A 25,103-nucleotide genomic window follows, 5' to 3' on the forward strand; every position below is an offset into this window, starting at 1 on the left:
GTTTTAAGCTCGTTCTTTTTTGAAAAAGGATTATAGTAGATAACGGAGAATTTTAGAGTAGAAAGAAGTGGTTTCTTTGGACCGAGCAAAATGGATTTTTTCCAATCGATGGTGCTTATTGATCGTTGCCAGTGTCCTGTTTTGGGCAAAAACGATTTTGGCGTACCAGCTTGATTTTTCATTAGGAGTGGAGGGGACCGTACAGCGTATTCTTTTGTGGCTGAATCCGCTGGCCACTACATTGCTGATATTTGGACTTTTTTTGTATGTGAAGAAATTTAAACCCGCATTGGTCGTTTTATTTGCGGTAGACTCGATCAATACACTGATTTTATATTTGAATATTCTGTTTTACCGCGAATTTACCGACTTCGTAACGATCAAGTCGGTACTGGGCTTTTCGAAGGTGTCAGACGGCATCTCTGGCAGTTCCTTTGCTTTGATGAGTCCGCATGACGTTTTTTATTGGCTGGACATTGCAGCTTTTCTGGTCGGATTGTTGTATGTTTTGACTAAAAAGAAGACTGTTCAAAGCCAGCCGATTCGAAAAAGTGCCGCAGTAGCCGTGACAGCACTGTCGATTTTGATCTTTACGATCAATTTAGCTGCTAGTGAAGCAGATCGCCCGCAGCTGCTGCAACGGACCTTTGATCGGTCTTATATCGTGAAATACCTTGGATTAGATGCCTTTACAGTATACGACGGAATCAAGTCAGCTCAGGCCAACAGTGTGAGAGCACACGCCTCCAGCAATGGTCTCGAGGAAGTGACCGATTATACGAAAGAGCACTATGCTGCTCCTGATCCCAAGATGTTCGGGATTGCCAAAGGACGCAATGTCTTAGTAATCCACTTAGAAAGCTTTCAGCAATTTCTAATCGGCATGAAAGTCGACGGGCAGGAGATCACACCATTTTTGAACAGTCTCTACAATGACAAACAAACTTTATCCTTCGAAAACTTTTTCCACGAGGTCGGCCAAGGCAAAACCAGCGACGCGGAAAACATGCTGGAGACTGGCACATTTGGTTTGCCGCAGGGGTCGTTGTTTACGCAATTAGGATCAGACAATATTTTCCAAGGGGCTCCGGCAATTTTGAATCAAACAGCCGGCTACACCAGTGCAGTGTTCCACGGCAATGTCGGTAGTTTCTGGAATCGAGATCATGTCTATAAAAACCTCGGCTATCAAAACTTTTTTGATCGTTCTTATTTTGATCCCGAAGATGAAAGTCTTGGGTATGGAATCTTGGACAAGGACATGCTGAAGGAATCGGTAGGGCATCTGGAACATTTGCAGCAGCCTTTTTACGCCAAATTTATTACGGTAACCAACCACACTCCATATTACACAGACGATAAACATTTTGAATTTCCATCATTGAATACGGGCAACAATGTTGTGGATGATTATGTCCGCACCGCGCATTACCTCGATGAATCCTTGCAGCAATTCTTTACGTATCTAAAAGCCTCTGGACTGTATGATCGCTCCATGATCATGATCTACGGCGACCATTTCGGCATTTCTGATACCAACAACAAGGATTTGGCAAAAGCATTAGGCAAAGATCCGAATACTTGGAGTGAGTTTGACGATGCTCAAATGCAGCGTGTGCCGCTGATGTTCCATATTCCCGGATACACCAACGGCGGGATCCAACCGCAATATGGAGGTGAAATTGACGTTCTGCCAACTCTGCTGCACCTGCTGGGGATCGATGACAAAGCTTACGTGCATTTCGGTACAGATCTTTTTTCACCTCAACACGATCAAACTGTCGCATTCCGCAATGGCGACTTTGTTACGCCAACCTTTACAGAATTAGGTGGAAAAACCTACGATAATCAAACCGGACAGCTTCTGGAGTCCACGGCTGCACTGACTCAAGAAATCAAAAAGGACCAGCAGCAGGTCAAAAAAGCGTTATCGCTTTCTGACAAACTGAACCAGGAAAACCTTTTGCGTTTTTACACACCTCAAGGCTTTACTCCTGTTGAGGCTAAGGATTATGACTATCACAAGTTGGATGAGAAAAACAGTGCCCTTGAAACCAAAAAAGGCGTAAAATCCACCAGTATTTTCTCTCAAAATGGCGGCCAGACCACTACGGATCTCTACCCGCCTCAGTAATTTTTCAAGATTGTACATGCGCTGGAAAAACCTTGAAGAAAGCTTCATTTCTCCCTGTTTCTGCCAGCGCATTTTCTCTTGATTTTAGTTATAAAAAGCAGTTGATTTCACCCTCAAAGAATGATATGATTGTTTTGTTTCGGGAGTGGATGGGTTCTGGTGTGCCCTCTGGTCTTCAAAACCAGTATGAGGAGTTAAGAGCTTCTTGGGTGGGTTCGATTCCCACACATTCCCGCCAATATGATTATAACAGCTAATTATCCTTGACTTAGAGCCTTTTCTAAGTTGGATGGTTGGCTTTTTTGTTTTTGACCCCGCTGTTTTTTTAGTTATGGTTTGTATGCTTTTATTAAGAGTTAAAATTTTAGATAAACTATTTTTTCAAAATTTTGGTTGAGAGGTTGTTTTTTAATATGCAGTTATTGTCACTATTCCACTATTAGCACTTGTAGGGGTGATGTGTATTTCAACATTGGCATTCCTTTTGGCTCCTGATTCATTGACAATTGTTGCTTCAGCTTTGTAATACCATTGTTCTCCGGATACGGTCCAATCTTGAATAATTCCTAAAACGGAGTGAATTTTGCTCCCTTTGTAAGGAAACTCCTGACTAAACTGCTGCTGAGCTAATTCTGATAAAATCGATGTTTGCTCGGAGCTAGGAATTTCAGACATTATTGTAATATTACTAGTCTCTTGCTCAGCTACGTGTAGATCTGGAGAAGTTGAAAAATCTGTAAGAGTTTCATTATTATCAAGGGTCTCGTTATCAAAGTTATCATAGTAATCCAAAAGTTTGTTGACTTTTTTTGGGTATCTTCCATCAAAGTATTGGTCTACAATTTCTGTTAACTTTTGCCCAGATTTAAATGACGCTTCACTTTCTGTGTCATTATTCAAGAAATCATGAAGAGCTTTTATTATCATAGTGTTATATTCCTCGATATCCTCTTTTAAGGATTTTTCATTCGTCGTAACACCATCAAGTTTTTCATTATTCTCTTCAATGCCTTCAATCAAATCGTTAGTTTTCTCTTCGAAGTAATCATTTGTTTCGTCACTGGTTTGTGTTTCTAACATAATCTCAGCGAATCCGTTTGCTGAATAATCCATTATGGAACGAAGATCATCTTTGTTCAAAGATTCGTTAAAACTACAACCCGAAAAAAGTATGACAATGGGCAATATTAATAACATCCACTTTTTCATTTTTATACCAACTTTCTTCCTGATCATCTTTTAGACAATTGTATCATTAGTTTTTTTTCTTACAAAAGTGAAAAATAAAAAGACGCTCAAAAAGAACGACCAAACTAAGTCGCTAAATAACCAGAATATTTTTAAGGTAAGCGATTGATTGCAGTAGCATATCTCAAAAAAGTAATTTCTCCTCATCGAAGACTCAAACAATGTGAGGTAGGGATAAAAATGGGCAAATCCTCTACAAGATTGTAAAAGATTGCCCAATAATTCGATAAATATGCAACAGAAAAAGCCTGGTTTTACATCGATGGAGTATTATCTGCTGTATTTAAGTAAGATATGACAATCATATCCACACCGATCTCAATCAGATTGCTTATATCACGATAGTTGCTACTAAGGCAAAATAGCATGAATAACCCCTCACTCACTTCAGAATGAGGGGTATTTATCTAAATATGTTTCATGTATAACTTTTTCTTCTCTTCAAATTCTTCGTTTGAAAGAATACCTAAATCTACTAACTCTTTGATTTCTTTTAATTTGGAAATTGCTTCTTCCCTTGAAACCGAAGCCCCATCTTCATTCTCATTTATGTTGACATTATCCTCTAAGTCATCTAATTGGTGTGGTTGTAAAGAAAGTAGTTCGTTGTAATCCTTAGTATCGGCATTCAGAGTTAGAGTAATTGTTTTTTCATCAAAAATACTATACAAAACTATTTTAGCAAGAGATTTTACTTCAATCTCTTGGGTTGTCTCAGTAGTTTTAATATCATGATCTGTTCTTGATTTCTCTTTTTTCTTCTTTTTATCCTTGCCTTTCGATCCTGCATAAGCACCGACAACAGTACCTACACCGGGTAATAAAGCGGAACCTATAAGCGCTCCAGCGGCAACGCGACCAGTTTTCCCTTTTTTCTTAGTTTTAGTTCTTGAATCAGTAGTAGAAGTACCGGATGAACTGCTGTCGAAAACAGTTTTATAAGTAGGACCGTCAAAATCAGTTGATAATAAATAGTAGAATTGGGGATACTTCAAGTTAAGAACAATTCTATTATCATTGAGTTGAAACAAAGTAGCTTTATCAGAAACTCCGATAGCCGAGGCCCCAGAAGCAATATCTATATCTACTTGTAAAAAAATGCCAGTATTCTTGATGTCTTCTCTCATTGAACGCAATTCTTCAAATTCAGCTTCAATGTCTCTATCCAAGTCTTCATAACCCTGAATAATATCATCAATAGTGATTTTTTTAGAGTTAAATAGACCCAAATTCAAATCCTGCTTAATTTCTGAATGACAATCATTGCATATCTTTCTATCATCAATTAGTTTAACGGTTGTTAGCATTTTCAATGGCTCTTCACAAAACCAACAAATTGTTTCACCTTTCAAGGCAAACACCCCTTTTTATTTTAATTGTATCATTAGTTCTATTACATACAAAAGAAAATGTGAAAAAAGACATTCAAAAAAACGTCTAATTTAAGTCACAAAACAATCAGAAAAGTTTTAGTGTAGTATGAATGCCAAAAAGGTATATTTGGATAATGTCAAATAAAGGTAAACAAAAATTTTATCAACGTCTACCAAACTATTTTTACTCCATTTTGAAAAATAGCTATTTTTCATAGTGTATAATGAAAACAAAATCATTCTGTTTATTTCATGGAAAAGTTATAGTATTATAACCTATGATCAATACTTTTTTATTCCCACACATTCCCGTCAATATGAGTATAACAGCTAATTATTCTTGACTTAGAGCCTTTTCTCAGCTGAATGGTTGGCTTTTCTATTTTTCTCACCAATTTGGATTTTTCTGAAGAAAAATTTCACCCCTTGTTCTTTAAAGCAAAAAATCTACTTCCAAAAGTCAATATCCTCCAATACATCACCACTCACTCCGCTATAATAGAAAAAACAGGGAACGAAGGAGCAGGTGCAGTGTTTGAACAATTAAAAGAGATTCGTTATGACAAAGAGTTGCGGCTGGAGGCGTATCAATTCAATGGAATCGTACAAGTCTTTCCCAATCATTTTCACGAGTATTATGTGATCGGCTTGATTGAGGAGGGCCAGCGGCGTTTGATCGTCAATAACCAAGAATACACGATTGGTCCAGGGGATATGATGACGTTTAATCCGTTAGATAATCATAAGTGTGAACAAACAGATGGCGGCAGTTTAAGGTATCGCTGCTTAAACATCACGCAGGAGGTAATGGCGGAAGCTTTTCATGAAGTGAAGGGATATGCAGGGCTGCCTAGGTTTCAAGTCCCTGTACAGCATCAAGCTGAAGCAGGCGGGATGTTTCGGAACCTTCACGACAGGATCATGACCGCAGGGCCAGAGCTGGAAAAGGAAGAAGCTTTTCTAGTTTGTTTAGAGCAATTGATTACCACCTACGCGGTTTTTAAAGAAGACAAGCAGATTGATTCGAAGGAGCGGCAGGAAATTCGTGTGGTATGCGACTTTTTGGAACAGCATTATGCTGAGCGAATCACCCTGCAGCAGTTAAGCAAGATCGCTAAGCTGAATAAGTTTGGCTTGATCCGGCTTTTTACACGGCACAAAGGAATCACGCCTTATCGTTACTTAGAGACCATTCGCATCAATGAAGCAAAAAAATTACTGGAAAAAGGAGTTGAGCCTGCACAGGCGGCTTTTCAAACAGGATTTTCAGACCAAAGTCATCTGAACAGTTACTTCAACAAATTTATTGGGGTCACTCCAGGTGTTTACCAACTGATTTTTCGGGAGGAGCAGCCATGAGTTTACCGCGAACCAAGAATTCCACAGGGCACTTGATGGCATTGGTCACGATTTTGATTTGGGGGACAACGTTTATTTCCACGAAAATCTTATTGCGAAGCTTTACGCCGATTGAGATTTTATTTGTGCGGTTTGTGATTGGGTATTTGGCTTTGCTGCTGCTGTATCCGAGACGTTTCAGATTGCAGAATGTTCAGACAGAGTGGTTATTTGTCGGAGCAGGGGTCAGTGGAATTGCATTATATTATCTTCTGGAAAATATTGCCCTAACGTTTACGACTGCCAGTAATGTTGGCATTATTATCACGCTGGCGCCTTTTTTTACAGCGCTGTTGTCGGCAGTTTTCTTAGAGGCAGAGAAACCCAAAAAATCGTTTTATCTAGGATTTTTAACGGCGATCGGTGGGGTTGCTCTGATTAGTTTCAACGGAAGCACGGTGGAATTCAATCCGATGGGGGATTTGTTGGCTTTGCTGGCGGCCGGGGCATGGTCGGTATATTCAATTCTGACGCGCAAAATCAGTCAGGTGAATCTTCCTACGATCCAAACGACACGCAGAGTATTTCTGTATGGCATAATAGTGATGATCCCCATGCTTTTTTTGTTGGATTTTAATTTAAAAGGGAGCCAATTTTCCTCTTTTACGGCTGTTGGAAATATACTATTTTTAGGGTTCGGAGCTTCCGCACTTTGTTTTGTGACGTGGAACAGGGCGGTCGCTCTGCTAGGTGCAGTGAAAACCAGTGTTTATATTTACTTAGTTCCAGTGGTTACAGTTGCAGCTTCGGTGTTGATCCTGCAAGAACCTTTGACCCTGATTCTAGTGTTGGGGACTAGTTTAACTTTACTGGGGTTATGGTTATCTCAAACAACATGGAGCAAGTAAAAAGGAAGACCTTGTTCCCAAATAAGCAATGTTTGATCAATAGACACCATTAATTCATTCACTGTTAAAGTCTAGAGACCGAAAAGCTTTGGAAGAGTTAAGGTCTGCATATTCCGAACTTCAGCTGAATGCTGAAGCGAACGTTTTCAGATTCTTTTTTTAACGAAATAGTAAATATCCATCTTTTATAATATAGTTTCGGTAACTAGATTGCATTATTTAATAAATGGTGTTAAGCTACAAGCAAGAAATGTACGAGAGGTGAAAGGTATGGAAAGAGAATTTAGTCGGAAATATTTGATCACCAACGAGGTTCTGAATGCAGTCACTCATGGGATTGGCGTGATTTTAAGTGTCGTTGGGTTTGTATTCTTGTTGAAAAAGGCTGTTACGGCATTGGATTACGTTTCTTTTATCGTGTACGGAATAACCCTTATCCTGTTGTTTTTAGCTTCGACCCTCTACCATAGCTTGATATTCACCAAAGCGAGAAAGGTGTTTCAAGTCTTTGATCATTGTTCGATCTTTTTACTGATTGCTGGCACCTATACACCTTTTTGTTTGTTGCGAATTCAAGGGGTGATGGGGATCGTACTGCTGACAGTGATTTGGATCGCTGCAGTTGCTGGAGTCATCTATAAAAGCCTGACTTTGACCAAAGCCAAGCGAGTTTCTAAGTTGTCCACGATTCTATACAATGTGATGGGGTGGGCAGTCGTGATTGCGTTGCCTGTCCTTTATCAAACGATCGGAGTCAAGGGGGTGCTGACTCTCGTGGCTGGCGGCGTCGCCTATTCGATCGGCTCTTTGTTTTACAGTATGAAGGAACGAAAGTTCATGCATGTCGTTTGGCACTTGTTCGTGATGCTGGGAGCGTTGCTGATGTTTTTGGCCGTCTATTTTTATTAATCAACGCACAATGGGATTCTGTTGAAGAAACGGAATCCTTTTTTGTATGAAAAAACGATCCGCCACTCATCGAGAGAACGAATCGTTTTTACAAAAATTAGTTTTTCAAGTGGTTCAAAGCAATTTCATAGGCTTCAGCTTGTGCGTAAAGTCGTTGGATTTGAATTTCGTTTTCAATAAAGTTGATAGAGTTGCCAAGATTTTCTTGTCGGCGGTCTTCTAAACGTTCGACTTCTTTTTTCGCTTCAATCAGTTTTTCATTCAAGAATTTTTCCATGATTTCCACACCTCTTTTCAAGAATCAAGCCTAGCACTTCTGTTCTTGAAAAACAAACCAGCCGCTTGTGAAGTTAGAAGTAATCTTTTTCCGAGAAGTTGGTTTTTTCGTACGTACCTTCTTCGGCAAAGAACTTATTGTAGCGCTGTTTAAATTTTCGAAAGGCAAAGACCACGATCAGCTTGATCATGGAATAGATCGGAATCCCAAATATCACACCGACCAATCCCAATAGATCACCCATAACCAGCAAAACTACTAGGATGGTCACTGGATGGATCTTTAGACGATCACCCATGACCCGTGGCACAACGAGGTCGCCATGCAGCAATTGAACGGCAAACCAGGCAATCACGAACTTGATGACCATAAAAGTTGAAGCTTGAAAAGCGATAAACAGACCTGGGAAGAAGGCTAAAAAGGCGCCAATATAAGGGACGATACTGAGAATCCCGGCAGCCATGGCAATCACAAAGGCATAGTCCAAACCGATCAGCATGAAAACCACCCAATAAATGACTCCCAGCAGAAGCGATGCGATGATCTGCCCTTTTAAAAAGGCTCCCAATTGCTGGTTGGCGATCTTCGTCAGCTCTCTGGTGTCCATACGAAACTTCGGCGGAATGATCGCAAGAAAAGAATCGTACAGCTTTTTCGGATTTTTGATTAGGAAAAAGGCAACCAGCGGTCCAGTGAACAAGGTGATGGCGATGCTGGAAACAGCAGAGAAGAAAGTGCCTAAACCCTTTGCTCCGTCTTGCCAATTATCTGCCAGATAGCTGGTCACTTGGTTCACGATGCTGTCGATGGACGCTAAAGCCTCATCCGATTGTGTCGAGAAGGGGGTGCTGTCTAAAAAGCGTTTGACCCCGTCTTGAAAATCGTTGAAGTAGTTCGGCAGGTCGCGTACCAGATCTTCAACCTGCTGCTGGATCGTCGGGAACAGTTGGAAGCCTCCCAATACCAGCAGGCCGATCACCACCACGTAGACGATCAGGATACTGATTCCGCGGGGGATTTTTTTCCTGCTGAGAAAATCGACGATCGGATTGATCAAATAATACAGCAAAAGAGCAAAGATCAATGGCGGCAAGATCGTTGAGAAGATAACGACAAAGGGTCGAAAGATAAACGAAACCTTGGTCATGATAAAGATCGTTAAGGCAGAAAGCGCGATCAAGCCTAAGACATAGTAAGAGGTTTTTCCCCCGAGAAAGCGTACCAGCGGGGAATCTTTTTCTGAGTGCATGGATGAGTCCATCCTTTCCTAAATAATCATTCATTTGTTTAAAACCTGATAATCAATGAGCCTCGACAATATACTTTGAAGAGGTTGGAACAGCTATTTGAAAGTGAGAAGTCTCACTATAACAAAATCTTGCTCTAACTTATTTAAATGAATCTCTTGCGAATAGAGAAGTCAAACATAAAGAAAGGGATAAGAGTCGCTGATATTTCATGTGTTTTCAAGGTCTTTTACTGTTCCTTTCAGTATACCGAAAGATCAAAAAACTGTACAACTTAAATGACAAAAATTTACAAGTTATATTCTTTTGAAAGCGTTTTTTGTTGTGTTACACTGAAATAGTATTAGAGATTTGAAGTCAATTGACAGAAACGAGGTGGGTAGTTTTTCGCGTTGCATTCAGTAGAGGAGGGAATTTATGTTTTCAGTGAAACAGCGCCCTGAATTGGTTGAACAATTGAAAAGCCGACGATTTGATTTACTGATTATCGGCGGAGGGATCACCGGAGCGGGACTGGCTTTGCAGGCTGCTGCTTCAGGCTTGTCTACGGCGCTGGTCGAGATGCAGGACTTTTCAGAAGGAACATCCTCACGTTCCACCAAATTGGTTCATGGCGGCATTCGGTATTTGAAAAATTTTGATGTGGAAGTCGTGTCTGATACCGTTGGTGAACGAGCAGTCATTCAAAAGGTCGCACCGCACATCCCTAAGGCAGATCCGATGATTTTACCGATCTATGATGAACCGGGCTCCACCTTCGATCTATTTTCTGTGAAGGTCGCGATGGATCTCTACGATCATCTGGCTGGAATCAAGGGTGGCCCTTATGCAAATTATATGTTAACAAAAGAAGAAGTCTTGGAACGAGAACCGCAGCTGAAGCAAGAAGGCTTGTTAGGCGGCGGCGTCTATTTAGATTATCGCAACAACGACTCTCGATTGGTTATTGAAAATATCAAACAAGCGGTCGCTGATGGCGCAGTAGCAGTCAGCCGACTGAAGGTGACTAAAATACGTCATGATGAAAATGGAAAAGCGAACGGAGTAGAGGTCAAGGATCTGTACCAAGATCAAAGCTTTGAGATTTCTGCTGATTTTGTGGCAAATACCAGCGGCCCTTGGTCTGATCTAGTGTTGGAAACAGACCAGCAGATTGATCATACGCCGCACATGCGTCCAACAAAAGGGGTTCATCTAGTGGTTGACGGCACGAAATTGCAAGTACCGCAGCCGACTTATTTTGATACCGGCAAAGAAGATGGGCGAATGGTTTTCGTGATCCCTCGGGAAAGCAAAACCTATTTTGGTACGACGGATACGGACTATACAGGTGATTTTACTCATCCAAAGGTGGATCAGTCCGATGTGGATTATTTGCTGGAGATCGTCAATGCCCGTTACCCGGACGCCAACTTGACACTGGAGGATATCGAAGCTAGCTGGGTAGGATTGCGGCCGCTCATTTCTGATAATGCCGGCTCGGATTATAATGGAGCTAAAAGCGGCAAAATCAACGACGAGAGTTTTGAACGAATCATTGATGCGGTCAAAGGATATCTGGATCAGGAAATCAGCCGACAAACAGTAGAGAGGACGATCCAAAATATTCAAACCGCCAGCGGTGATTCAAAGGATAATCCTTCCGCGGTTTCTCGCGGCAGCGATTTAACAGTCGCCAGCGACGGATTACTGACGCTATCTGGCGGGAAGTTGACGGATTACCGGTTGATGGCCCTAGGTGCGATGGAAAAGCTGAAAACGTTATATGCGGACCAAGGCAAAGAATTAAAAGTCATTGATTCAGCAAAATATTCAGTTTCTGGCGGCAAATTCGACCCCGAAAAAGTCGATGAAGAGCTGGAAGCCCTGCGCAAGAAAGGGATTGACAAAGGCCTGAGTGAAAAGGATGCGCGTTACATTGCTGACCTTTACGGCTCAAATGCACCAGCGGTCTTTGAGAAAATAGAGGAACCTGTTTTTGACGGATTGACACATGGAGAGTCACTTGCCTTACGGTATGCCCTGGAAGAAGAAATGATCATGACACCTGTGGATTATTTGCTACGACGCAGCAACTATCTTTTGTTTATCTATGAGGAACTTGACCGTATCAAACAGCCAATCGTTGACGCTATGGCTGATTTTCTTGGTTGGGATCAACAGGAAAAGCAGCAGCACATGGAGACACTCGAAGCACAAATTGCCGAAACACAGTTAAGGGATCTTAAAAACTAAAGCCGAAAATAGGAGTGAGACAATGAAATCTTATATTATGTCGATCGATCAGGGAACCACTTCATCACGTGCAATTATTTTTGATAAAGCCGGGAAAGAAGTATCGTCCTCACAAAAAGAATTCACACAATATTTTCCAAAAGCGGGTTGGGTAGAGCATGATGCGAATGAAATCTGGAACTCCGTACAGTCTGTAATCGCCGGTGCATTGATCGAAGGCAGTATCAAGCCGGACCAAATCGAGGGGATCGGGATCACCAATCAGCGTGAGACCACAGTGATTTGGGAAAAAGACGGCGGACGTCCGATCTATCATGCGATCGTCTGGCAATCAAAACAAACCAACAGTATTGCCGACGCATTAAAGGAACAAGGACATCAGGAAATGATTCAAAAGAAAACCGGATTATTGATCGATTCTTATTTCTCCGCAACCAAGGTGAAATGGATCTTAGATCAGGTCGAAGGGTCACGCGAACGGGCTAAAAATGGGGAGCTGTTGTTCGGAACGATCGATTCTTGGCTGGTATGGAAATTGACAGGCGGAAACGTCCACGTTACTGATTACACCAATGCCAGCAGAACTATGATGTTCAACATTTACGATCTCGAATGGGATCAAGAAATTTTAGACCTGTTGGATATTCCAAAAGAGATGCTGCCAGAAGTAAAATCAAATTCAGAAATTTACGGCTATACTGAAGACTATCATTTTTATGGCAATAAGGTACCGATCGCAGGGATGGCAGGTGACCAGCAGGCAGCATTAGTTGGGCAGCTGGCATTTGAAAAAGGTACGGTGAAAAATACCTACGGAACCGGTGCATTTATCGTGATGAATACTGGGGAAGAACCAATTCTTTCTGACAATGGATTGCTGACGACGATTGGCTACGGCATTGATGGAAAAATCACGTATGCCTTAGAAGGAAGTATTTTCGTAGCCGGCTCAGCGATTCAGTGGCTGCGGGACGGCTTGCGCATGTTCCCGAATGCACCAGATTCAGAAGACTACGCAAAACGAGTGGAAGACAGCGACAATGTTTACATGGTTCCTGCCTTTACCGGTCTGGGTGCACCTTATTGGGACCAGGAAGCCCGAGGTGCGATCTTCGGATTGACTCGCGGAACGACGAAAGAGCATTTCATTCGTGCGACTCTTGAATCATTAGCGTATCAGTCTGCTGACGTTGTGAAGACCATGTCTAAAGATGCTGGACAGGAAATCAAATTGTTGCGGGTAGACGGCGGTGCTTCGAAAAATGATCTGTTAATGCAGTTCCAGGCAGACATTTTGCAAACGCCAGTTGAACGGGCATCCTTCCTGGAAACCACTGCATTGGGTGTAGCCTACCTGGCTGGCTTGGCTGTTGGTTATTGGGAGAGCATCGAAGACATCAAGAAATTTATTGATGAGGGTGCTCGTTTTGATCCAAAGATGGATCAAGAGCGTACTGATGATCTGTACAAGGGCTGGCAGGAAGCCGTAAAAGCAACTATGCAATACAAGCACCAACCAAAAGAATAGCAGAACTTTCTGGCACCATCCGATACAAAATAAGAAATTTTGAGGAGGAAACAGAATGGATACCACCATGAGTACACAATTTATTGGCGAGCTCTTAGGTACAGCGATTCTAGTTTTATTAGGTGACGGTGTCGTAGCAGGAGTGAGCTTGAGAAAGTCAAAAGCAGAAGGGGCTGGATGGATCGCCATCACGCTTGGCTGGGGGGCTGCCGTAACGATCGGTGCTTATTCTGCCGGGTATATGTCGCCTGCGCATTTGAACCCTGCTGTAACGATCGGCATGGCCATGACCGGAAATATCGGGTGGGATGCTGTTACACCTTATATCCTCGCTCAAGTTCTAGGCGGGATCTTAGGCGGAATTTTAGTCTTTATCCAATACTATCCACATTGGAAAGAGACTCAGGATTCGGCAACGATTTTAGGTGTTTTTTCTACAGGGCCTGCGATTCGCAGCTTGGGAATGAACTTAGTCAGTGAAATCATCGGCACCTTTATGTTGGTTTTTGCTTTATTGGCTTTTGGAATGGGAGACTTCGGTGACGGGCTGAATCCGATCGCAGTTGGGATCTTAATCATTTCCATCGGGTTGTCTTTAGGGGGGACTACAGGATATGCTATCAACCCAGCTCGGGACTTAGGACCGCGGATCGCACATGCTTTCTTGCCGATCCCTAACAAAGGAGATTCTGATTGGGGCTATTCATGGGTTCCAATCGCAGGACCAGTCATCGGTGCTGTTTTAGCCGCTGGATTATTTATGGTGCTGCCAATTTAACCAAAAAACAAGGACAGTCTGCACAGGCTGTCCTTGCTTTGAAATTACAATTATATTGCGGAGTAAGAAATTATTGCCGAGATTACCCAGACAACTTCTCGCTAAAAAGGTCTGGTGCTAGAATAAAAGTGGAACGCCGTTTTGGCAGTAAAAGGATGGATAGTCTAATTGATTTCGGCAAAAAAGTGGAGATCTATAAACCTCTGCTTTAAAAAAAGATCTAGGAGGGAAAAAAGTGAAAAAAATCATTAATCAACCAAAGGATGTTGTAGAAGAAATGGTGGCAGGACTGGTCGGGTCCTATCCTGACTATTTGAAACAAGTACCAGAAACGTTGGTTGTTGCACGAACGGATGAGTTTGATTCGGTAGCATTGGTCAGCGGCGGAGGTAGTGGACACGAGCCTTCTCACGCAGGTTTTGTTGGCGATGGCATGTTAAGTGCGGCGGTTTGCGGACAAGTCTTTACGTCGCCAACCCCAGATCAAATTTATGAGGCCATCAAAGCAACGGACAAGGGTAAAGGGGCTTTGATGATCGTTAAGAATTATTCTGGCGATGTTATGAATTTTGATATGGCAAAAGAAATGGCAGAGATGGAAGACATTGAAGTGGCTTCAGTCTTGGTCGATGATGACATTGCGGTAGAAGACAGCACATATACCCAAGGCCGCCGCGGAGTAGCCGGAACCGTGCTGGTGCACAAAATCTTAGGTGGTTTGGCTCGGGAAGGCAAGAGTGTCAACGAGCTGGCTGTTTACGGCGAAGCGCTGGTCAAGGATATCAAAACGGTGGGGATTGCGCTTTCTGGCGCAACTGTACCAGAGGTTGGCAAACCGGGCTTTACACTAGACGATGATGAGATGGAATATGGCGTTGGTATCCATGGCGAACCAGGGTATCGCCGGGAAAAAATCAAGACCTCCAGCGAGATCGCCAAAGAAGTCGTAGGCAAATTGAAGGCTGAATTCGGCTGGCAGTCTGGCGATAGTTACGGGGTATTTGTCAATGGGATGGGAGCAACCCCACTGATGGAGCTGTTCATCTATTTTAACGATGTCAAAGCTTTGTTGGAAGCAGATGGTATCAAGGTAGCATTCACCAAAGTTGGCAATTACATGACGTCGTTAGATATGGCAGGTGCTTCAGTGACACTCATCAAACTCGACGACAAACGAGTGAGCTTGTTGAACGAGCCTGTGCATACGATTGCCTGGTAAAAAGGACAAGGAGCGAGACAAATGTTTACACCAGATAATTTGAGAGAGACCTTCAAGCGATTCAATCAAAAAATTCAAGACAAAAAAGAGTATTTAAGCGAATTGGACACACCTATTGGTGATGGCGACCATGGCAATAACATGGGTCGAGGCATGGATGCAGTATCAGCAGCCGACTTGAGCGGCGACTTGCCCGCGATTTTCAAAACCGTTGCGATGGCGTTGATCGGGAAAGTGGGCGGCGCATCTGGGCCTTTGTACGGTACCGCGATGATGGAAATGATGAAAGCCAGCAAAGAGAGTAGCGATCCGGCGACTTTGTTGACAGCTGCAGCTGAAGGTATCAAAAAACGTGGAGGTGCTCAGCAAGGAGAAAAGACCATGCTGGACCTGTGGATCCCGGCGATTGACGTAGTGAAAAACGGGGCATTGACGGAAGCAAAACTGCAGGAACTGGCTGAGAAAACCAAAGATATCAAGGCAACCAAAGGGAGAGCTTCTTATGTGGGTGATCGCTCGATCGGTCACATTGATCCCGGAGCAATGTCGTCTGCTTACCTGTTCGAGTCGATGATTGAGGCAGGTGTGTTTGATGAATAGAGGTGTTTTGCTAATCTCTCATACAAAAGAAATACCTGAAGGCCTGAAGCGGTTGATTGGGGAAGTGGCAAAAGATGTACCCGTCACAACAGCAGGCGGCTTAGAAGACGGCGGAATTGGGACTTCAATGGAACGAATCTTACAGGCAATCGAAGACAATAGTGCCGATGAGCTTCTAGCCTTTTATGATTTAGGCAGCGCCAAGATGAATTTGGAACTGGCGATTGAAATGACAGAGAAATCGGTTACCCTTTTTGATGCAGCCTTTGTTGAAGGTGCTTATACTGCTTGTGCATTGATAGCAGCTGGGGCAGAAGAGGCAGAGATCGAAACGCAGCTAGAGGCGTTGAAGGTGAAATAGCAGGTACTGGTGATTGTTCAATCAAAAAAGCCATTGAAATGTGGAGACAGCTCTCATTTCAATGGCTTTTTCAGCTGAAATGGGAAATAGGTACTTAGTCAGCATAATTTAGTCAGTATCTGAGGGTCAAGCAATCGTCGATGCACATTTGCTTGAAAAAAACCATATGGAAGCCAACATAGAATATTGCAGTGGTGCATTTCTATTTTTGCTTTATTCAGCCACTCATTTGTACTTTTGCTCAAGCAATTATTTTTTGATCCAAACAAATAATCAGAAAGGTGAAGAGAAAAGTGATAATGGCAAAACGATTTTTTTAAATCGGTTAGGCATTTTTCATGAATATAACGCTTAAAATACAAAATTCCTAAGAAACGATAGTCTGTTACATGTATACGCCGAAAGATGATAGCTGACCCTTCCATCCGATATTTCACAGCGGTTTCAGTTAAATCAATCGCTGCATTGCAGTTTCCATTTCGAATAAGATAGCTAGAAAAATTCTTTTGAGCAATCGCAACACGGTGTGAGTTTCTTCCATAACGCTCTATCGCTTTCTCAAGTGAGTACTGGAGATATCCTTTGGCTTTTTCCAGATATTTCACCTTGTCGTATTCATCATACATATAGCAATAAGTCATCCCCAGGTCATTGTAGCAAGCACGAATAGTATAGCTATCTTTAGGTAAAACCTCATATCCAACTTTCAGATATTCTTTTCGAGTAGCAAGAGCCTGTCGCAAAAAGGATCGGTCCTTTTTTTGTAAATACTTTGAATTGTAAGCAATACCAAGTAAATTAAGCAGTTTGAAATAGGCGTACAACCATTCTTGCTTTTGATCCCCAAACTGATGATCAATTTTTTTCTTGATTCTTTTTTTCATATCCTTCAAGCGGTGAATAGCTTCTGAACATTTACCATTATGGGTTAACATGCTGGCCCATTTCCGCTCTATTCGAATATAGGTCAAGTCATCTTTGGGGAGAAAATCAGCAGTCTCTTTAAAAATCTTATATCGTTCTTCCAGCAGCCAAACTGCCTTTCCTTTCATTTTCGATACTTCATAAAAAACCGTTAAGTAGATATTTCGACACTGCACCTTTTTCAACTTGTAGTTATATGAATCTTCTTCTGGGTGCAGTAGGTTGAATAAATGCCACATTTCTTCATTCTGAGCATCGCTATCTGCTTTGTAGCTAGAGAACCTTGCCCGGAATTTCAGATAATTTTGCAATAAATAGAATCGTTCTATCGTAGGTTCTTTATATTTTTGCAAAACGGCATCTGCAACTCCTAGCGTATGAAATTTTTCAAGATATTCTTCCCCATTTTCTTTGATAGAGAAAAATTTCCCTACGTTTTTAACAAAGGGACGTACAATTTCATTAATATTTTTAAATTTTATTCTCAATGCTCCTTGCGTTAAGCTGTGGCATTCGTAATTGATCTGATTGGTGGAATTATTTCTTTTAATTAACCAGCCCATTTCAAATAATTTTCTGAAGATCAGTTTTAGTTCTGTAGCCGTAATTCGCTCATTCTTGAGGACTTCATGCTGATTTTTTACCATCAATTCTACCAATAATTCTTGATTGAGTGATGTGTTTGGTAAATGAGCAAAATAGACCATGATTCTTTTTTCTTTTTGATTTAGTCCACTATTGATAAACAAGCGAAAAATTATTTCTTGGATTGTATGGTAAGTGTCATCGTTGTCACGAACTTCAAAAGACAGAAAGTCTTCAGGCAGCAGGCTGTTGCTAGTCAAAATAATTTCCTGCAATTTTTCAATAGAGAGGGAGCCCATAAACCCAACCTGAGCCAACAGCTTGATCAGGTAAGTGTGGGAACCGAGATGACGGAAGATCGTTGTAAGCATAGGTCGATCTTTTTCTGAAATCTCAGATTTGAAAAAGTGACGAAATAGGTCAAGACAGTTCTCTTCAGAAAGCGGCGGAAAGTCACACAATCTTTGACTATACGTTGGGATGGTATCATTATCCGCATTGGCTTTTGAAGTAACTAAAATCTGCCAGCCAATCTCACAAAGGGGCGTCAGTTTTTCACAGGAAAGGAGCTGTGCGGTCGTGGTTACGTTATCAATAATCAGTAGAATTGATGAGTTGTATTCAGCCATTTTACAAACAAAATCATCCATCATACTTGTAAGGAACTGATCTGTTTCGACCTTATTCAATCCTTTCAGCATTTCTGGATCAATCGCATCAAACAGTTGAAGACGAACATCCTTTACCTCATCTGAGGGGACGGTGATAAAAAGGTTCTTTCGGGAACTTTGTCTAGAATAATGTCTGGCGAAAGTCGTTTTACCCATACCGCCAATCGAAGGAAGATAGATAGGTTGTTTAAACCTAACAAATAGTTCGTCCATATCCTTTTGCTGCTTTTCTCTTCCAATGTAGAAGTTGAATGTTTGCGTGCTGATCGTAAGGTATGTTGGAAAAGGGTAAAAAGGTAAATCTTCTGTCACTTCACCATCCAGATTATCACCGCAAACCATTCGAAAAGGGATTTTTTGAAACTTATTGTTTTGAAATTCTTTCCAAAAAGCAGCAAACTCTGGAACAATGTCCTGCAAACTATTCAGTTTTTTTTCGGGTGCTCGCTGCTCGGTATCGAGATTAAGTTTGTCAAGTGCTTGATTGAATCCATCAAAAAATGGCCCTAATAAAGCAGGATTCGACAAGTATTTTTTTTCAATAGTCAACTTATTTTTTTCCAAAATAACCACATTTAAAGCTGATTTTGTAAGAGACTTACTTGGTGCTGTGTTTTTCTCTTTCCAATTCCTCAATGTCTGCAGGGTCATGTTTTCTGCATTTCTTTCACAATAATTCAAAAATTTGTTTAGATCAAAAAGCTTCGCCACACTATATCCAATAATTTTTTGTACTTCTGCTTGATTTACTTTCAAAATGACGTTCCTCCTTTCGAAAAAACAGAACGACTGTATCATCTTCATTGTAAGGCGGAGAAATAAAATAGCAAGCAAATTAATGAGATTTTCAAATTTTTTTTCAAAGAAAAAATGTGACAAATATTGGTGGAGTATTCCATCTGAACAGGTCAAAAAACCTAATAATTCAGCGTTTTATGTCCCGTTTGAGATTTTTTTTAAGATTTTAAAAAAGCCTTTTCAGAAAATGATAGAATTTTATTATTAAAAAGCAGCCTATCCAAAGTTAGCTGTTTTTAATAAAACTTTTTTAGGAAACAGGAGGAATTGAAGATGAGAGAGCAAATTTTGCAGAGTTTACAAAGGGGATTTGCAAATAGTAGGAAGGATAGACTTTTTATAAGAGCGGGTTTTATCTCTGACCCAGAAGAACAAGAAGATGAGTAATTAATCTAATGCAAGCATTTGAAGGGAAACAAATCACTATAGGCTGTTATTCTGTTCCCCATTTTATAGATAGTGCAAAGGAGTTGTTTTTTTGAATACAACTGAAGAACGCATGATCCATTCACTTTCAATCATTGCCAAAAAATTGGAGTGGTCACAGGACAAACCGGATCATATCGTTACTGCCATTCGTACTGTTGGCCACTGTCAAACTATGGCTAATACTATCGCTAAAGCCTATCCAGAATTTGAATGGGCAGCAGCAGAATTTAATGAGCTTGTCAATCAAACGCGTATGGTCAGCATCAACGATCTAATCGCTCCTTGCATGGAACTAAGCTCGAAAGATAGTCGTTCAACTATTCTTTTGGTTTGGATTTTTTTCTTAGCTGAAAATGTGAATGGTGAATTACGAGATCCAGAAAAGGAAAAATTAGCTAAAAAGTTAATGGGTAATTTTTTTAGCGATGCGCATAGAGACAATTTTGAATTACTAGGATACGATAATTTTGCCCTTTTAGGAATTCTTTGGTTGATTGATTATGATCATTTTCGTTATCGAGTCGATTGTCAAAAGTTAGAAGAAAATGAGTGCGATTGAATCAGGTCGTGGCTTTTTTGATGGGTATGCCTAAAGAATCAAACGAAAAAAGATTTGGAGTGAGGAAAATGAAATATATTGTAATACTTGCTATTATTGTCGTTCCTGCATTATGGTTCAGACATCAAACCTTTAATAAAATTGCAGATCTTATTGCTTCTCTTGAGGAATTAGAAATACAGCTGCAAGCAGCCGTTCGCAGTGGGGATTTCTCTTCTCTTGAGATGATCACACAGCATTCTCAAGAAATTAACCGCTCATATCCATTTTTGGCTAAATTCGGTGATTTTAAGAATGTCCGGAGAGAGTATCTAAATCATTATGATCATTTTATAAATCAGTTGAATAGTGTCTATAAAGAGCTAGAAATTCAGTCTCGTGTCAACAATCTAAACAAATAGCTCTAAACGTCAACTTGGACAGAGACTGTTAAAAAAATTTGAGAGGAGGTGAAATAATGGCTTATACGTATTATTTAGAAGGGCAAACAGGTTGGGATCCAAGTAAACCGAGAACTTGCCCAAAGTGCGGTGGTACATCTTACAGCTCGAATGCAATATCTGGGAAGGCCAAATGCCCGCACTGCGGTTTTGAATTTTAAAAAGAAATCATACTCAAACTGCGTAGTTTTGCAAGAAGGAATAGAAATAAAATGAGATATTTATAGCCATTAAAATGACAATAAGCTGATCATTTTAATGGCTTCTTTCTTATTCAAATTTACTGACGAATAGCCAGGTTACTTATTGCTCGTACGTTTTCTCAATAAACGCCGCCGCTCGTTTGGCACCGTCACCATCAAAAATGTGTGCCAGCTCTTGAGCTTTTTTCAGATAAGATGGTGTTTGGATGGTCTCAATCGCCGTCAACAATTTCTTCCGTGTCAACACAAGAGGGTCAAGCCGGATGGCATTTCCGTATTCCTGACAATCGTGCAGATTCATTTTCTGTTCTTGCTGCAACCCAAAGCCGATGAAGGGCTTGCCGGACAAACAAGCAGTTTGCACAGTGCCCTCTCCGCCATGAATGATTGAAAACTGCACGTAAGGGGCCAGCAAAGGCGCCGGCAGTAGGTCCGTGATGTGAATTGAAGTTCCAGCAAATGATTGAATCGCCTCCTGAACCAAGTATTGCTTCAGAGGAGCCAAGACGACATACTCGGTTTCTTTCAGAATCGCTAAAATCCGTTTCGCCAAACGCTGATTGCCTGAGCTGCCGAGGGCCAGATAAACAATCGGCTTTTCTTGAGATTCTTGGATCAGTCGCAGGATATTTGCCGGCAGCTGTGTATCCAAGTGTGCGAAAATCGGTCCGACATTATGGTAATTTGGTGGATACTCTGATACATTAGTAAATTCGCGGAAGGTCGTGATCAGATTCTGGTCGCCATCTAGCATGTCGATCGTATACTTGGGAAGCTTGAGATCGTATTGCTGAGCGATTTTCTTAAATGCTCGCGGTTTCCAGGGGATCTTCAACATCAGCTGGTCCACGCTCTTTTTTGCCCAAGAGCCTGTCTGGTGAGTCAGCTGTGGCCGTGATAAAGCATAGGGCTTAATATAAACCAAGGGGAATTTGGCGATGCGTGCGCTGAGAAAGATCGTAACGTTGCTGCCGGTCACTACTGCTCTTGGTTTTTGCTGCTGCAGAAAAGCCAGTTCGTTTTGAACTCGTTGTGCCACCATTTCCTCGGTAAAAGGATTAGTCAAGCCCTTCATTTGATCGAGGGCAATGATTTGTCTCTCTTGCTCCTTCGTTAAAACGGGAGTCAACAGAGTAAAGGCGAAACCTGCTTTCGTAATCCAGTCTGCGAAGGTTCGGGAAAAGCCGAAAAATTGGCAGTCATAACGGGGAGACAGTTGTTTGGCTACCTCGATCATGCGCGTTGTTTCAGCCAAGTTGAACGTTGCCGGGGCAAAGACGAATACCGGACGCTGTGCCATAAAACACTCCTTTTCTAGCTGGTAGAGAAGGGATCGTTCAAGCCATTTTGCTTCAGCAATTCTTCTCCAGACAACAATAATTTATTAAGTAATTGATTCAAATGAATCATTTCATCTTCTGTCAAACGGTTCAAAAAGATCGTGTCTTCCGTATGAATCTTGTAGCTGAATGCTCGGCCTTTGTCTGTCAGCTCGATCATCAGGATTCGTCGATCTGATCTGGAGGGATACCGTCTCAGCAGTCCTTTTTGTTCCAGCTTGCCGATCATTTCCGAAGCCGATTGGGGCCGCATATTGACCAGTGACACGAGTTCCTTTTGACTGATTAATGGATACTTTTTCAGAAGCGACAGCAATTGATTCTGACCCTTGTAGGCATAGCGCCACTGTGGATGGTAATTTTTTGATTTATAATAATCTTCCAGCATGGATTCCAAAGACAGGTAATTGTTAACAATTTCTTTTTTCAATTTGTCGGTCATGGTAGATCTCCCTCGCTTTCCACTTCCATTTTATCAAGGGAGACCGGTGTCGATCGGGGATTTCAAAAAAAAGAACATCTTCTTTTTGAAGATGTTTTAAAAAAGTTGGTTATTTCCGCAGATCGTCAAGAAATTCGGTTTTACCAGCGGTTTTTTCGTCTTTCATTTTGATTACACGGGCAGGCGAACCAGCGACGACAGCCCCGGCAGGAACATCCTCCGTTACGATCGCTCCGGCTGCAACGACAGCATCCTTTCCGACACGCACTCCTTCTAAAACGACGGCATTTGCACCGACCAGTACATTGTCTTCGATGATTACAGGGGTAGCACTAGGCGGTTCCAATACGCCTGCTAAAACGGCTCCTGCACCAATATGGGCACGTTTGCCGACAGTTGCGCGGGCACCTAGGATAGCTCCCATGTCGATCATCGTGCTTTCACCGACAGAGGCTCCTATATTGATGATGGCCCCCATCATGATCACAGCGTGGTCGCCGATCGATACGCGATCTCGGATCATCGCACCGGGTTCGATTCGGGCGTTGACCTCGGTGATATCCAGCATCGGTACTGCCGAGCTGCGTCGGTCATATTCAATGTGGCTTTCAGTAATCCGATCATCGTGCTCGCTCATCAAGGCCTTTACATCTTCGGCGTTGCCGATCCAGATCCAGGAATGGCCTTGGCCAAAAATTTTGACCTGATCGCTTTTGACTGCGGCTAGGTCACCTTGAACATAGGCTTTTACGGGCGTAGTTTTTTCTGCATTTTTGATAAACTTAGCGATCTCATAAGGATCGGTTAATTTTGCTGACATCAAATTCCTCACTTTTCGTCGATTAATTGTTCCATGTTGTACAGCCCTATGGTTTTGGTGCTGATATATTTTGCAGCTTTGACGGCGCCGCTGGCAAAAACATTGCGTGACAGAGCCAAATGATTCAATTCGATGACTTCATCGGGACCCGCATAGATCACGGTATGTTCTCCTGGGATCGTTCCGCCGCGGACGGCATGGATCCCGAGTTCGGAGAGAGGATTGGCCAAATCATTGTCGTGGCGGCCATAAATATAAGTCTTTTTTTCTTGAACAGCATCGTTAACAGCATCTGCCAACAATAATGCGGTTCCGCTGGGTGAGTCTTTTTTCTGATTGTGATGCTTCTCAACGATCTCTATGTTGAAATTATCTTCCAGCAGGGGCGTGATCTCACGGATCGCCTTGGCCAGAAGATTGATTCCTAACGACATGTTGAAAGAGAAAAAGACCGCAGTTTTTTTGCTGGCTTCTGCCAAATAAGCTTTGGTGTCTTCGTTCAGACCCGTAGTGGCGATCACTACCGGCAGCTGCTTGCCTACACAATAATCTAAAACAGCAGGGACCGCCGTGTAATGAGAAAAATCGATTACGACATCGGCTGAGACATCGCATTCGTCTAGGCTTTGAAAAGTTGGGAAATCGGCGGCAAACGTTTCACGATCGATCCCAGCAGCAACAGTCATGTTCTCTTGATCTGCGATGATCTCCTGTAACACTTTTCCCATACGGCCGTTTGCGCCGTGTAAAATTACGTTGATCATTTTAGACCTCCAATCCGTAGGCAGCCATTTCTTTTTTCACGCGTTCGATGGTTTCCGATTTTGCTGCACTCAATGGCAGGCGGAAGTTCGGGTCGATTTTGCCCAAAAGACCTACACCGGTTTTTACAGGAATCGGATTGACCTCGCAGAAGATCGCGTGGATTAACGGCAATTGTGCTAACTGCAACTCTCGGCCTTTTTCGTAATCGCCGTCTAAAATCGCTTGGGTCAGCGCATGGGTCTGTCTTGGCGCGATATTGGCGATAGTGGAGATGCAGCCTTTGCCACCTAGCACCATCAATGGCAGCACTTGATCGTCGTTTCCTGAATAGACAGTAAAACCTTCAGGGGCGATCCGGCAGATTTCAGCGATCTGCGAAATGTCGCCGCTGGCTTCTTTGATGCCGACGATGTTTGGAATGGTTGCCAGTTTTTTGACCATTTCTGGAGTGATGTTGAGATTGGTGCGGGAGGCAACAGAATAAAGAATAATCGGCAAATCAACGCTCTGGGCAATTTTTTCGTAGTGTAAAAACAACCCAGTATCAGAGGCTTTGTTATAGTAAGGGGTCACGACCAATAGGGCATCTGCGCCTACTGCTTCGGCTCCTGTGGATAATTCAATCGCATGGTTGGTATCATTGACGCCGGTTCCCGCAATGACAGGCAAACGTCCAGCCGCTTTTTTGACGACGGCTTCGATCACTTGGATGTGTTCTTCGTTGGTCAAGGTAGAGGCCTCTCCTGTGGTCCCACAAGCAACGATCGCATCGGTTCCTTCTGCAATATGCCATTCTACTAGTTCATCTAATCGTTTAAAATCAACAGCCCCGTCCTCATGCATCGGTGTAACCAGCGCAACTGCTGTGCCTTCAAATATGCTCAAATCAAACACTCCTTTGTGTGTAATTTCCGAACAATGTTTCCATTGCTGGAGGATAATGCTTTAGTATCTCGAATTATAACGATAAAA

22 protein-coding genes and 1 tRNA gene are annotated in these 25,103 nt (G+C 42.2%); 13 read left to right on the forward strand and 10 right to left on the reverse strand.

What is annotated here, in order from left to right; translation table 11 throughout:
• Positions 1-76: 76 nt before the first annotated feature.
• Together NRIC_RS04480 and NRIC_RS19135 are read left to right on the forward strand one after the other, a co-directional pair.
• Positions 77-2,134 carry an LTA synthase family protein gene (locus tag NRIC_RS04480; RefSeq protein WP_146621512.1) on the forward strand — a complete coding sequence of 686 codons (2,058 nt, stop codon included), beginning with the start codon at positions 77-79 and terminating at the stop codon, positions 2,132-2,134.
• A gap of 141 nt (positions 2,135-2,275) precedes the next feature.
• Positions 2,276-2,372, forward strand: a tRNA-Sec gene (locus NRIC_RS19135).
• Positions 2,373-2,542: 170 nt separating this feature from the next.
• Here the strand turns inward: NRIC_RS19135 and NRIC_RS04485 are convergent.
• Together NRIC_RS04485 and NRIC_RS04490 are read right to left on the reverse strand one after the other, a co-directional pair.
• On the reverse strand, positions 2,543-3,343 hold the full coding sequence (locus tag NRIC_RS04485) for a YPYG domain-containing protein (protein ID WP_146621513.1): 801 nt from the start codon (positions 3,341-3,343) through the stop codon (positions 2,543-2,545).
• Between the two features lie 446 nt (positions 3,344-3,789).
• A complete protein-coding gene (locus tag NRIC_RS04490) occupies positions 3,790-4,734 on the reverse strand; it encodes a hypothetical protein (RefSeq protein ID WP_146621514.1) in 945 nt (314 codons plus the stop codon).
• A gap of 552 nt (positions 4,735-5,286) precedes the next feature.
• On the opposite strand from NRIC_RS04490, the gene NRIC_RS04495 reads away from it, so the two are divergent.
• From NRIC_RS04495 to trhA, 3 genes are all read left to right on the forward strand, one after another.
• On the forward strand, positions 5,287-6,114 hold the full coding sequence (locus tag NRIC_RS04495; RefSeq protein ID WP_146621515.1) for an AraC family ligand binding domain-containing protein: 828 nt from the start codon (positions 5,287-5,289) through the stop codon (positions 6,112-6,114).
• Positions 6,111-7,001 (forward strand): DMT family transporter, encoded by an 891-nt coding sequence (locus tag NRIC_RS04500; RefSeq protein ID WP_146621516.1) that lies wholly within the window; start codon positions 6,111-6,113, stop codon positions 6,999-7,001. The genes NRIC_RS04495 and NRIC_RS04500 overlap by 4 nt, the downstream gene beginning before the upstream one ends.
• A gap of 270 nt (positions 7,002-7,271) precedes the next feature.
• The gene (trhA, locus tag NRIC_RS04505) at positions 7,272-7,910 is read left to right on the forward strand and encodes a PAQR family membrane homeostasis protein TrhA (protein ID WP_146621517.1); all 639 of its coding nucleotides are present in this window, start codon (positions 7,272-7,274) and stop codon (positions 7,908-7,910) included.
• 97 nt (positions 7,911-8,007) lie between these two features.
• Here the strand turns inward: trhA and NRIC_RS04510 are convergent, their stop codons facing one another.
• Both NRIC_RS04510 and NRIC_RS04515 read right to left on the reverse strand, forming a co-directional pair.
• Entirely contained in the window at positions 8,008-8,187 is a 180-nt protein-coding gene (locus NRIC_RS04510) for a hypothetical protein (protein WP_146621518.1), read from the reverse strand.
• Positions 8,188-8,260: 73 nt separating this feature from the next.
• Positions 8,261-9,436 (reverse strand): AI-2E family transporter, encoded by a 1,176-nt coding sequence (locus tag NRIC_RS04515; protein ID WP_146621519.1) that lies wholly within the window; start codon positions 9,434-9,436, stop codon positions 8,261-8,263.
• 415 nt (positions 9,437-9,851) lie between these two features.
• Between NRIC_RS04515 and glpO the strand changes: the two genes are divergently transcribed.
• The 6 genes from glpO (at position 9,852) to dhaM (ending at position 16,155) form a co-directional block, all read left to right on the forward strand.
• Positions 9,852-11,669, forward strand: coding sequence for a type 1 glycerol-3-phosphate oxidase (glpO, locus tag NRIC_RS04520; protein ID WP_146621520.1), 1,818 nt, complete (start codon positions 9,852-9,854; stop codon positions 11,667-11,669).
• A 22-nt stretch (positions 11,670-11,691) separates the two neighbouring features.
• Positions 11,692-13,197, forward strand: a complete 1,506-nt coding sequence (gene glpK, locus NRIC_RS04525) for a glycerol kinase GlpK (RefSeq protein ID WP_146621521.1) — start codon at positions 11,692-11,694, stop codon at positions 13,195-13,197.
• A gap of 55 nt (positions 13,198-13,252) precedes the next feature.
• Positions 13,253-13,975, forward strand: coding sequence for an MIP/aquaporin family protein (locus NRIC_RS04530; protein ID WP_146621522.1), 723 nt, complete (start codon positions 13,253-13,255; stop codon positions 13,973-13,975).
• 235 nt (positions 13,976-14,210) lie between these two features.
• Positions 14,211-15,194 (forward strand): dihydroxyacetone kinase subunit DhaK, encoded by a 984-nt coding sequence (dhaK, locus tag NRIC_RS04535; protein WP_146621523.1) that lies wholly within the window; start codon positions 14,211-14,213, stop codon positions 15,192-15,194.
• A 21-nt stretch (positions 15,195-15,215) separates the two neighbouring features.
• A complete protein-coding gene (gene dhaL, locus NRIC_RS04540; RefSeq protein ID WP_146621524.1) occupies positions 15,216-15,794 on the forward strand; it encodes a dihydroxyacetone kinase subunit DhaL in 579 nt (192 codons plus the stop codon).
• Positions 15,787-16,155, forward strand: coding sequence for a dihydroxyacetone kinase phosphoryl donor subunit DhaM (gene dhaM / locus NRIC_RS04545; protein WP_146621525.1), 369 nt, complete (start codon positions 15,787-15,789; stop codon positions 16,153-16,155). The genes dhaL and dhaM overlap by 8 nt, the downstream gene beginning before the upstream one ends.
• Positions 16,156-16,253: 98 nt before the next feature.
• On the opposite strand, the gene NRIC_RS04550 is transcribed toward dhaM, so the two are convergent.
• Positions 16,254-19,091 (reverse strand): ATP-binding protein, encoded by a 2,838-nt coding sequence (locus NRIC_RS04550; protein WP_146621526.1) that lies wholly within the window; start codon positions 19,089-19,091, stop codon positions 16,254-16,256.
• A gap of 520 nt (positions 19,092-19,611) precedes the next feature.
• Between NRIC_RS04550 and NRIC_RS04555 the strand changes: the two genes are divergently transcribed.
• Positions 19,612-20,121 carry a hypothetical protein gene (locus tag NRIC_RS04555; RefSeq protein ID WP_146621527.1) on the forward strand — a complete coding sequence of 170 codons (510 nt, stop codon included), beginning with the start codon at positions 19,612-19,614 and terminating at the stop codon, positions 20,119-20,121.
• Between the two features lie 68 nt (positions 20,122-20,189).
• Positions 20,190-20,522: a hypothetical protein gene (locus NRIC_RS04560; RefSeq protein WP_146621528.1), complete on the forward strand. Its 333-nt coding sequence runs from the start codon at positions 20,190-20,192 to the stop codon at positions 20,520-20,522.
• Positions 20,523-20,864: 342 nt separating this feature from the next.
• Here the strand turns inward: NRIC_RS04560 and NRIC_RS04565 are convergent, their stop codons facing one another.
• The 5 genes from NRIC_RS04565 to dapA all read right to left on the reverse strand — a co-directional run bounded on the left by NRIC_RS04565 (position 20,865) and on the right by dapA (position 25,016).
• Complete coding sequence (locus NRIC_RS04565) at positions 20,865-22,064, reverse strand: glycosyltransferase (protein WP_146621529.1); 1,200 nt, start codon at positions 22,062-22,064, stop codon at positions 20,865-20,867.
• Positions 22,065-22,078: 14 nt separating this feature from the next.
• The gene (locus NRIC_RS04570) at positions 22,079-22,546 is read right to left on the reverse strand and encodes a MarR family transcriptional regulator (protein ID WP_146621530.1); all 468 of its coding nucleotides are present in this window, start codon (positions 22,544-22,546) and stop codon (positions 22,079-22,081) included.
• Between the two features lie 109 nt (positions 22,547-22,655).
• Positions 22,656-23,366 (reverse strand): 2,3,4,5-tetrahydropyridine-2,6-dicarboxylate N-acetyltransferase, encoded by a 711-nt coding sequence (gene dapD, locus NRIC_RS04575; protein WP_373862068.1) that lies wholly within the window; start codon positions 23,364-23,366, stop codon positions 22,656-22,658.
• Positions 23,367-23,374: 8 nt separating this feature from the next.
• The gene (gene dapB / locus NRIC_RS04580; protein ID WP_146621532.1) at positions 23,375-24,130 is read right to left on the reverse strand and encodes a 4-hydroxy-tetrahydrodipicolinate reductase; all 756 of its coding nucleotides are present in this window, start codon (positions 24,128-24,130) and stop codon (positions 23,375-23,377) included.
• Position 24,131: 1 nt separating this feature from the next.
• Positions 24,132-25,016, reverse strand: coding sequence for a 4-hydroxy-tetrahydrodipicolinate synthase (gene dapA / locus NRIC_RS04585; protein ID WP_146621533.1), 885 nt, complete (start codon positions 25,014-25,016; stop codon positions 24,132-24,134).
• Between the last annotated feature and the right edge of the window lie 87 nt (positions 25,017-25,103).

The organism is Enterococcus florum (assembly GCF_004309355.1).
Lineage (GTDB): Bacteria > Bacillota > Bacilli > Lactobacillales > Enterococcaceae > Enterococcus_A > Enterococcus_A florum.

Excerpts from the sequence above, each read along its gene's own strand:
- glpO (WP_146621520.1), top strand. The coding sequence starts at position 9,852 with ATGTTTTCAGTGAAACAGCGCCCTGAATTGGTTGAACAATTGAAAAGC.
- dapB (WP_146621532.1), bottom strand. The coding sequence starts at position 24,130 with ATGATCAACGTAATTTTACACGGCGCAAACGGCCGTATGGGAAAAGTG.
- NRIC_RS04570 (WP_146621530.1), bottom strand. The coding sequence starts at position 22,546 with ATGACCGACAAATTGAAAAAAGAAATTGTTAACAATTACCTGTCTTTG.
- NRIC_RS04500 (WP_146621516.1), top strand. The coding sequence starts at position 6,111 with ATGAGTTTACCGCGAACCAAGAATTCCACAGGGCACTTGATGGCATTG.
- NRIC_RS04510 (WP_146621518.1), bottom strand. The coding sequence starts at position 8,187 with ATGGAAAAATTCTTGAATGAAAAACTGATTGAAGCGAAAAAAGAAGTC.
- trhA (WP_146621517.1), top strand. The coding sequence starts at position 7,272 with ATGGAAAGAGAATTTAGTCGGAAATATTTGATCACCAACGAGGTTCTG.
- NRIC_RS04560 (WP_146621528.1), top strand. The coding sequence starts at position 20,190 with ATGAAATATATTGTAATACTTGCTATTATTGTCGTTCCTGCATTATGG.
- dhaL (WP_146621524.1), top strand. The coding sequence starts at position 15,216 with ATGTTTACACCAGATAATTTGAGAGAGACCTTCAAGCGATTCAATCAA.
- NRIC_RS04485 (WP_146621513.1), bottom strand. The coding sequence starts at position 3,343 with ATGAAAAAGTGGATGTTATTAATATTGCCCATTGTCATACTTTTTTCG.
- dapD (WP_373862068.1), bottom strand. The coding sequence starts at position 23,366 with ATGTCAGCAAAATTAACCGATCCTTATGAGATCGCTAAGTTTATCAAA.
- dhaM (WP_146621525.1), top strand. The coding sequence starts at position 15,787 with ATGAATAGAGGTGTTTTGCTAATCTCTCATACAAAAGAAATACCTGAA.
- NRIC_RS04565 (WP_146621529.1), bottom strand. The coding sequence starts at position 22,064 with ATGGCACAGCGTCCGGTATTCGTCTTTGCCCCGGCAACGTTCAACTTG.
- NRIC_RS04515 (WP_146621519.1), bottom strand. The coding sequence starts at position 9,436 with ATGCACTCAGAAAAAGATTCCCCGCTGGTACGCTTTCTCGGGGGAAAA.
- NRIC_RS04530 (WP_146621522.1), top strand. The coding sequence starts at position 13,253 with ATGGATACCACCATGAGTACACAATTTATTGGCGAGCTCTTAGGTACA.
- glpK (WP_146621521.1), top strand. The coding sequence starts at position 11,692 with ATGAAATCTTATATTATGTCGATCGATCAGGGAACCACTTCATCACGT.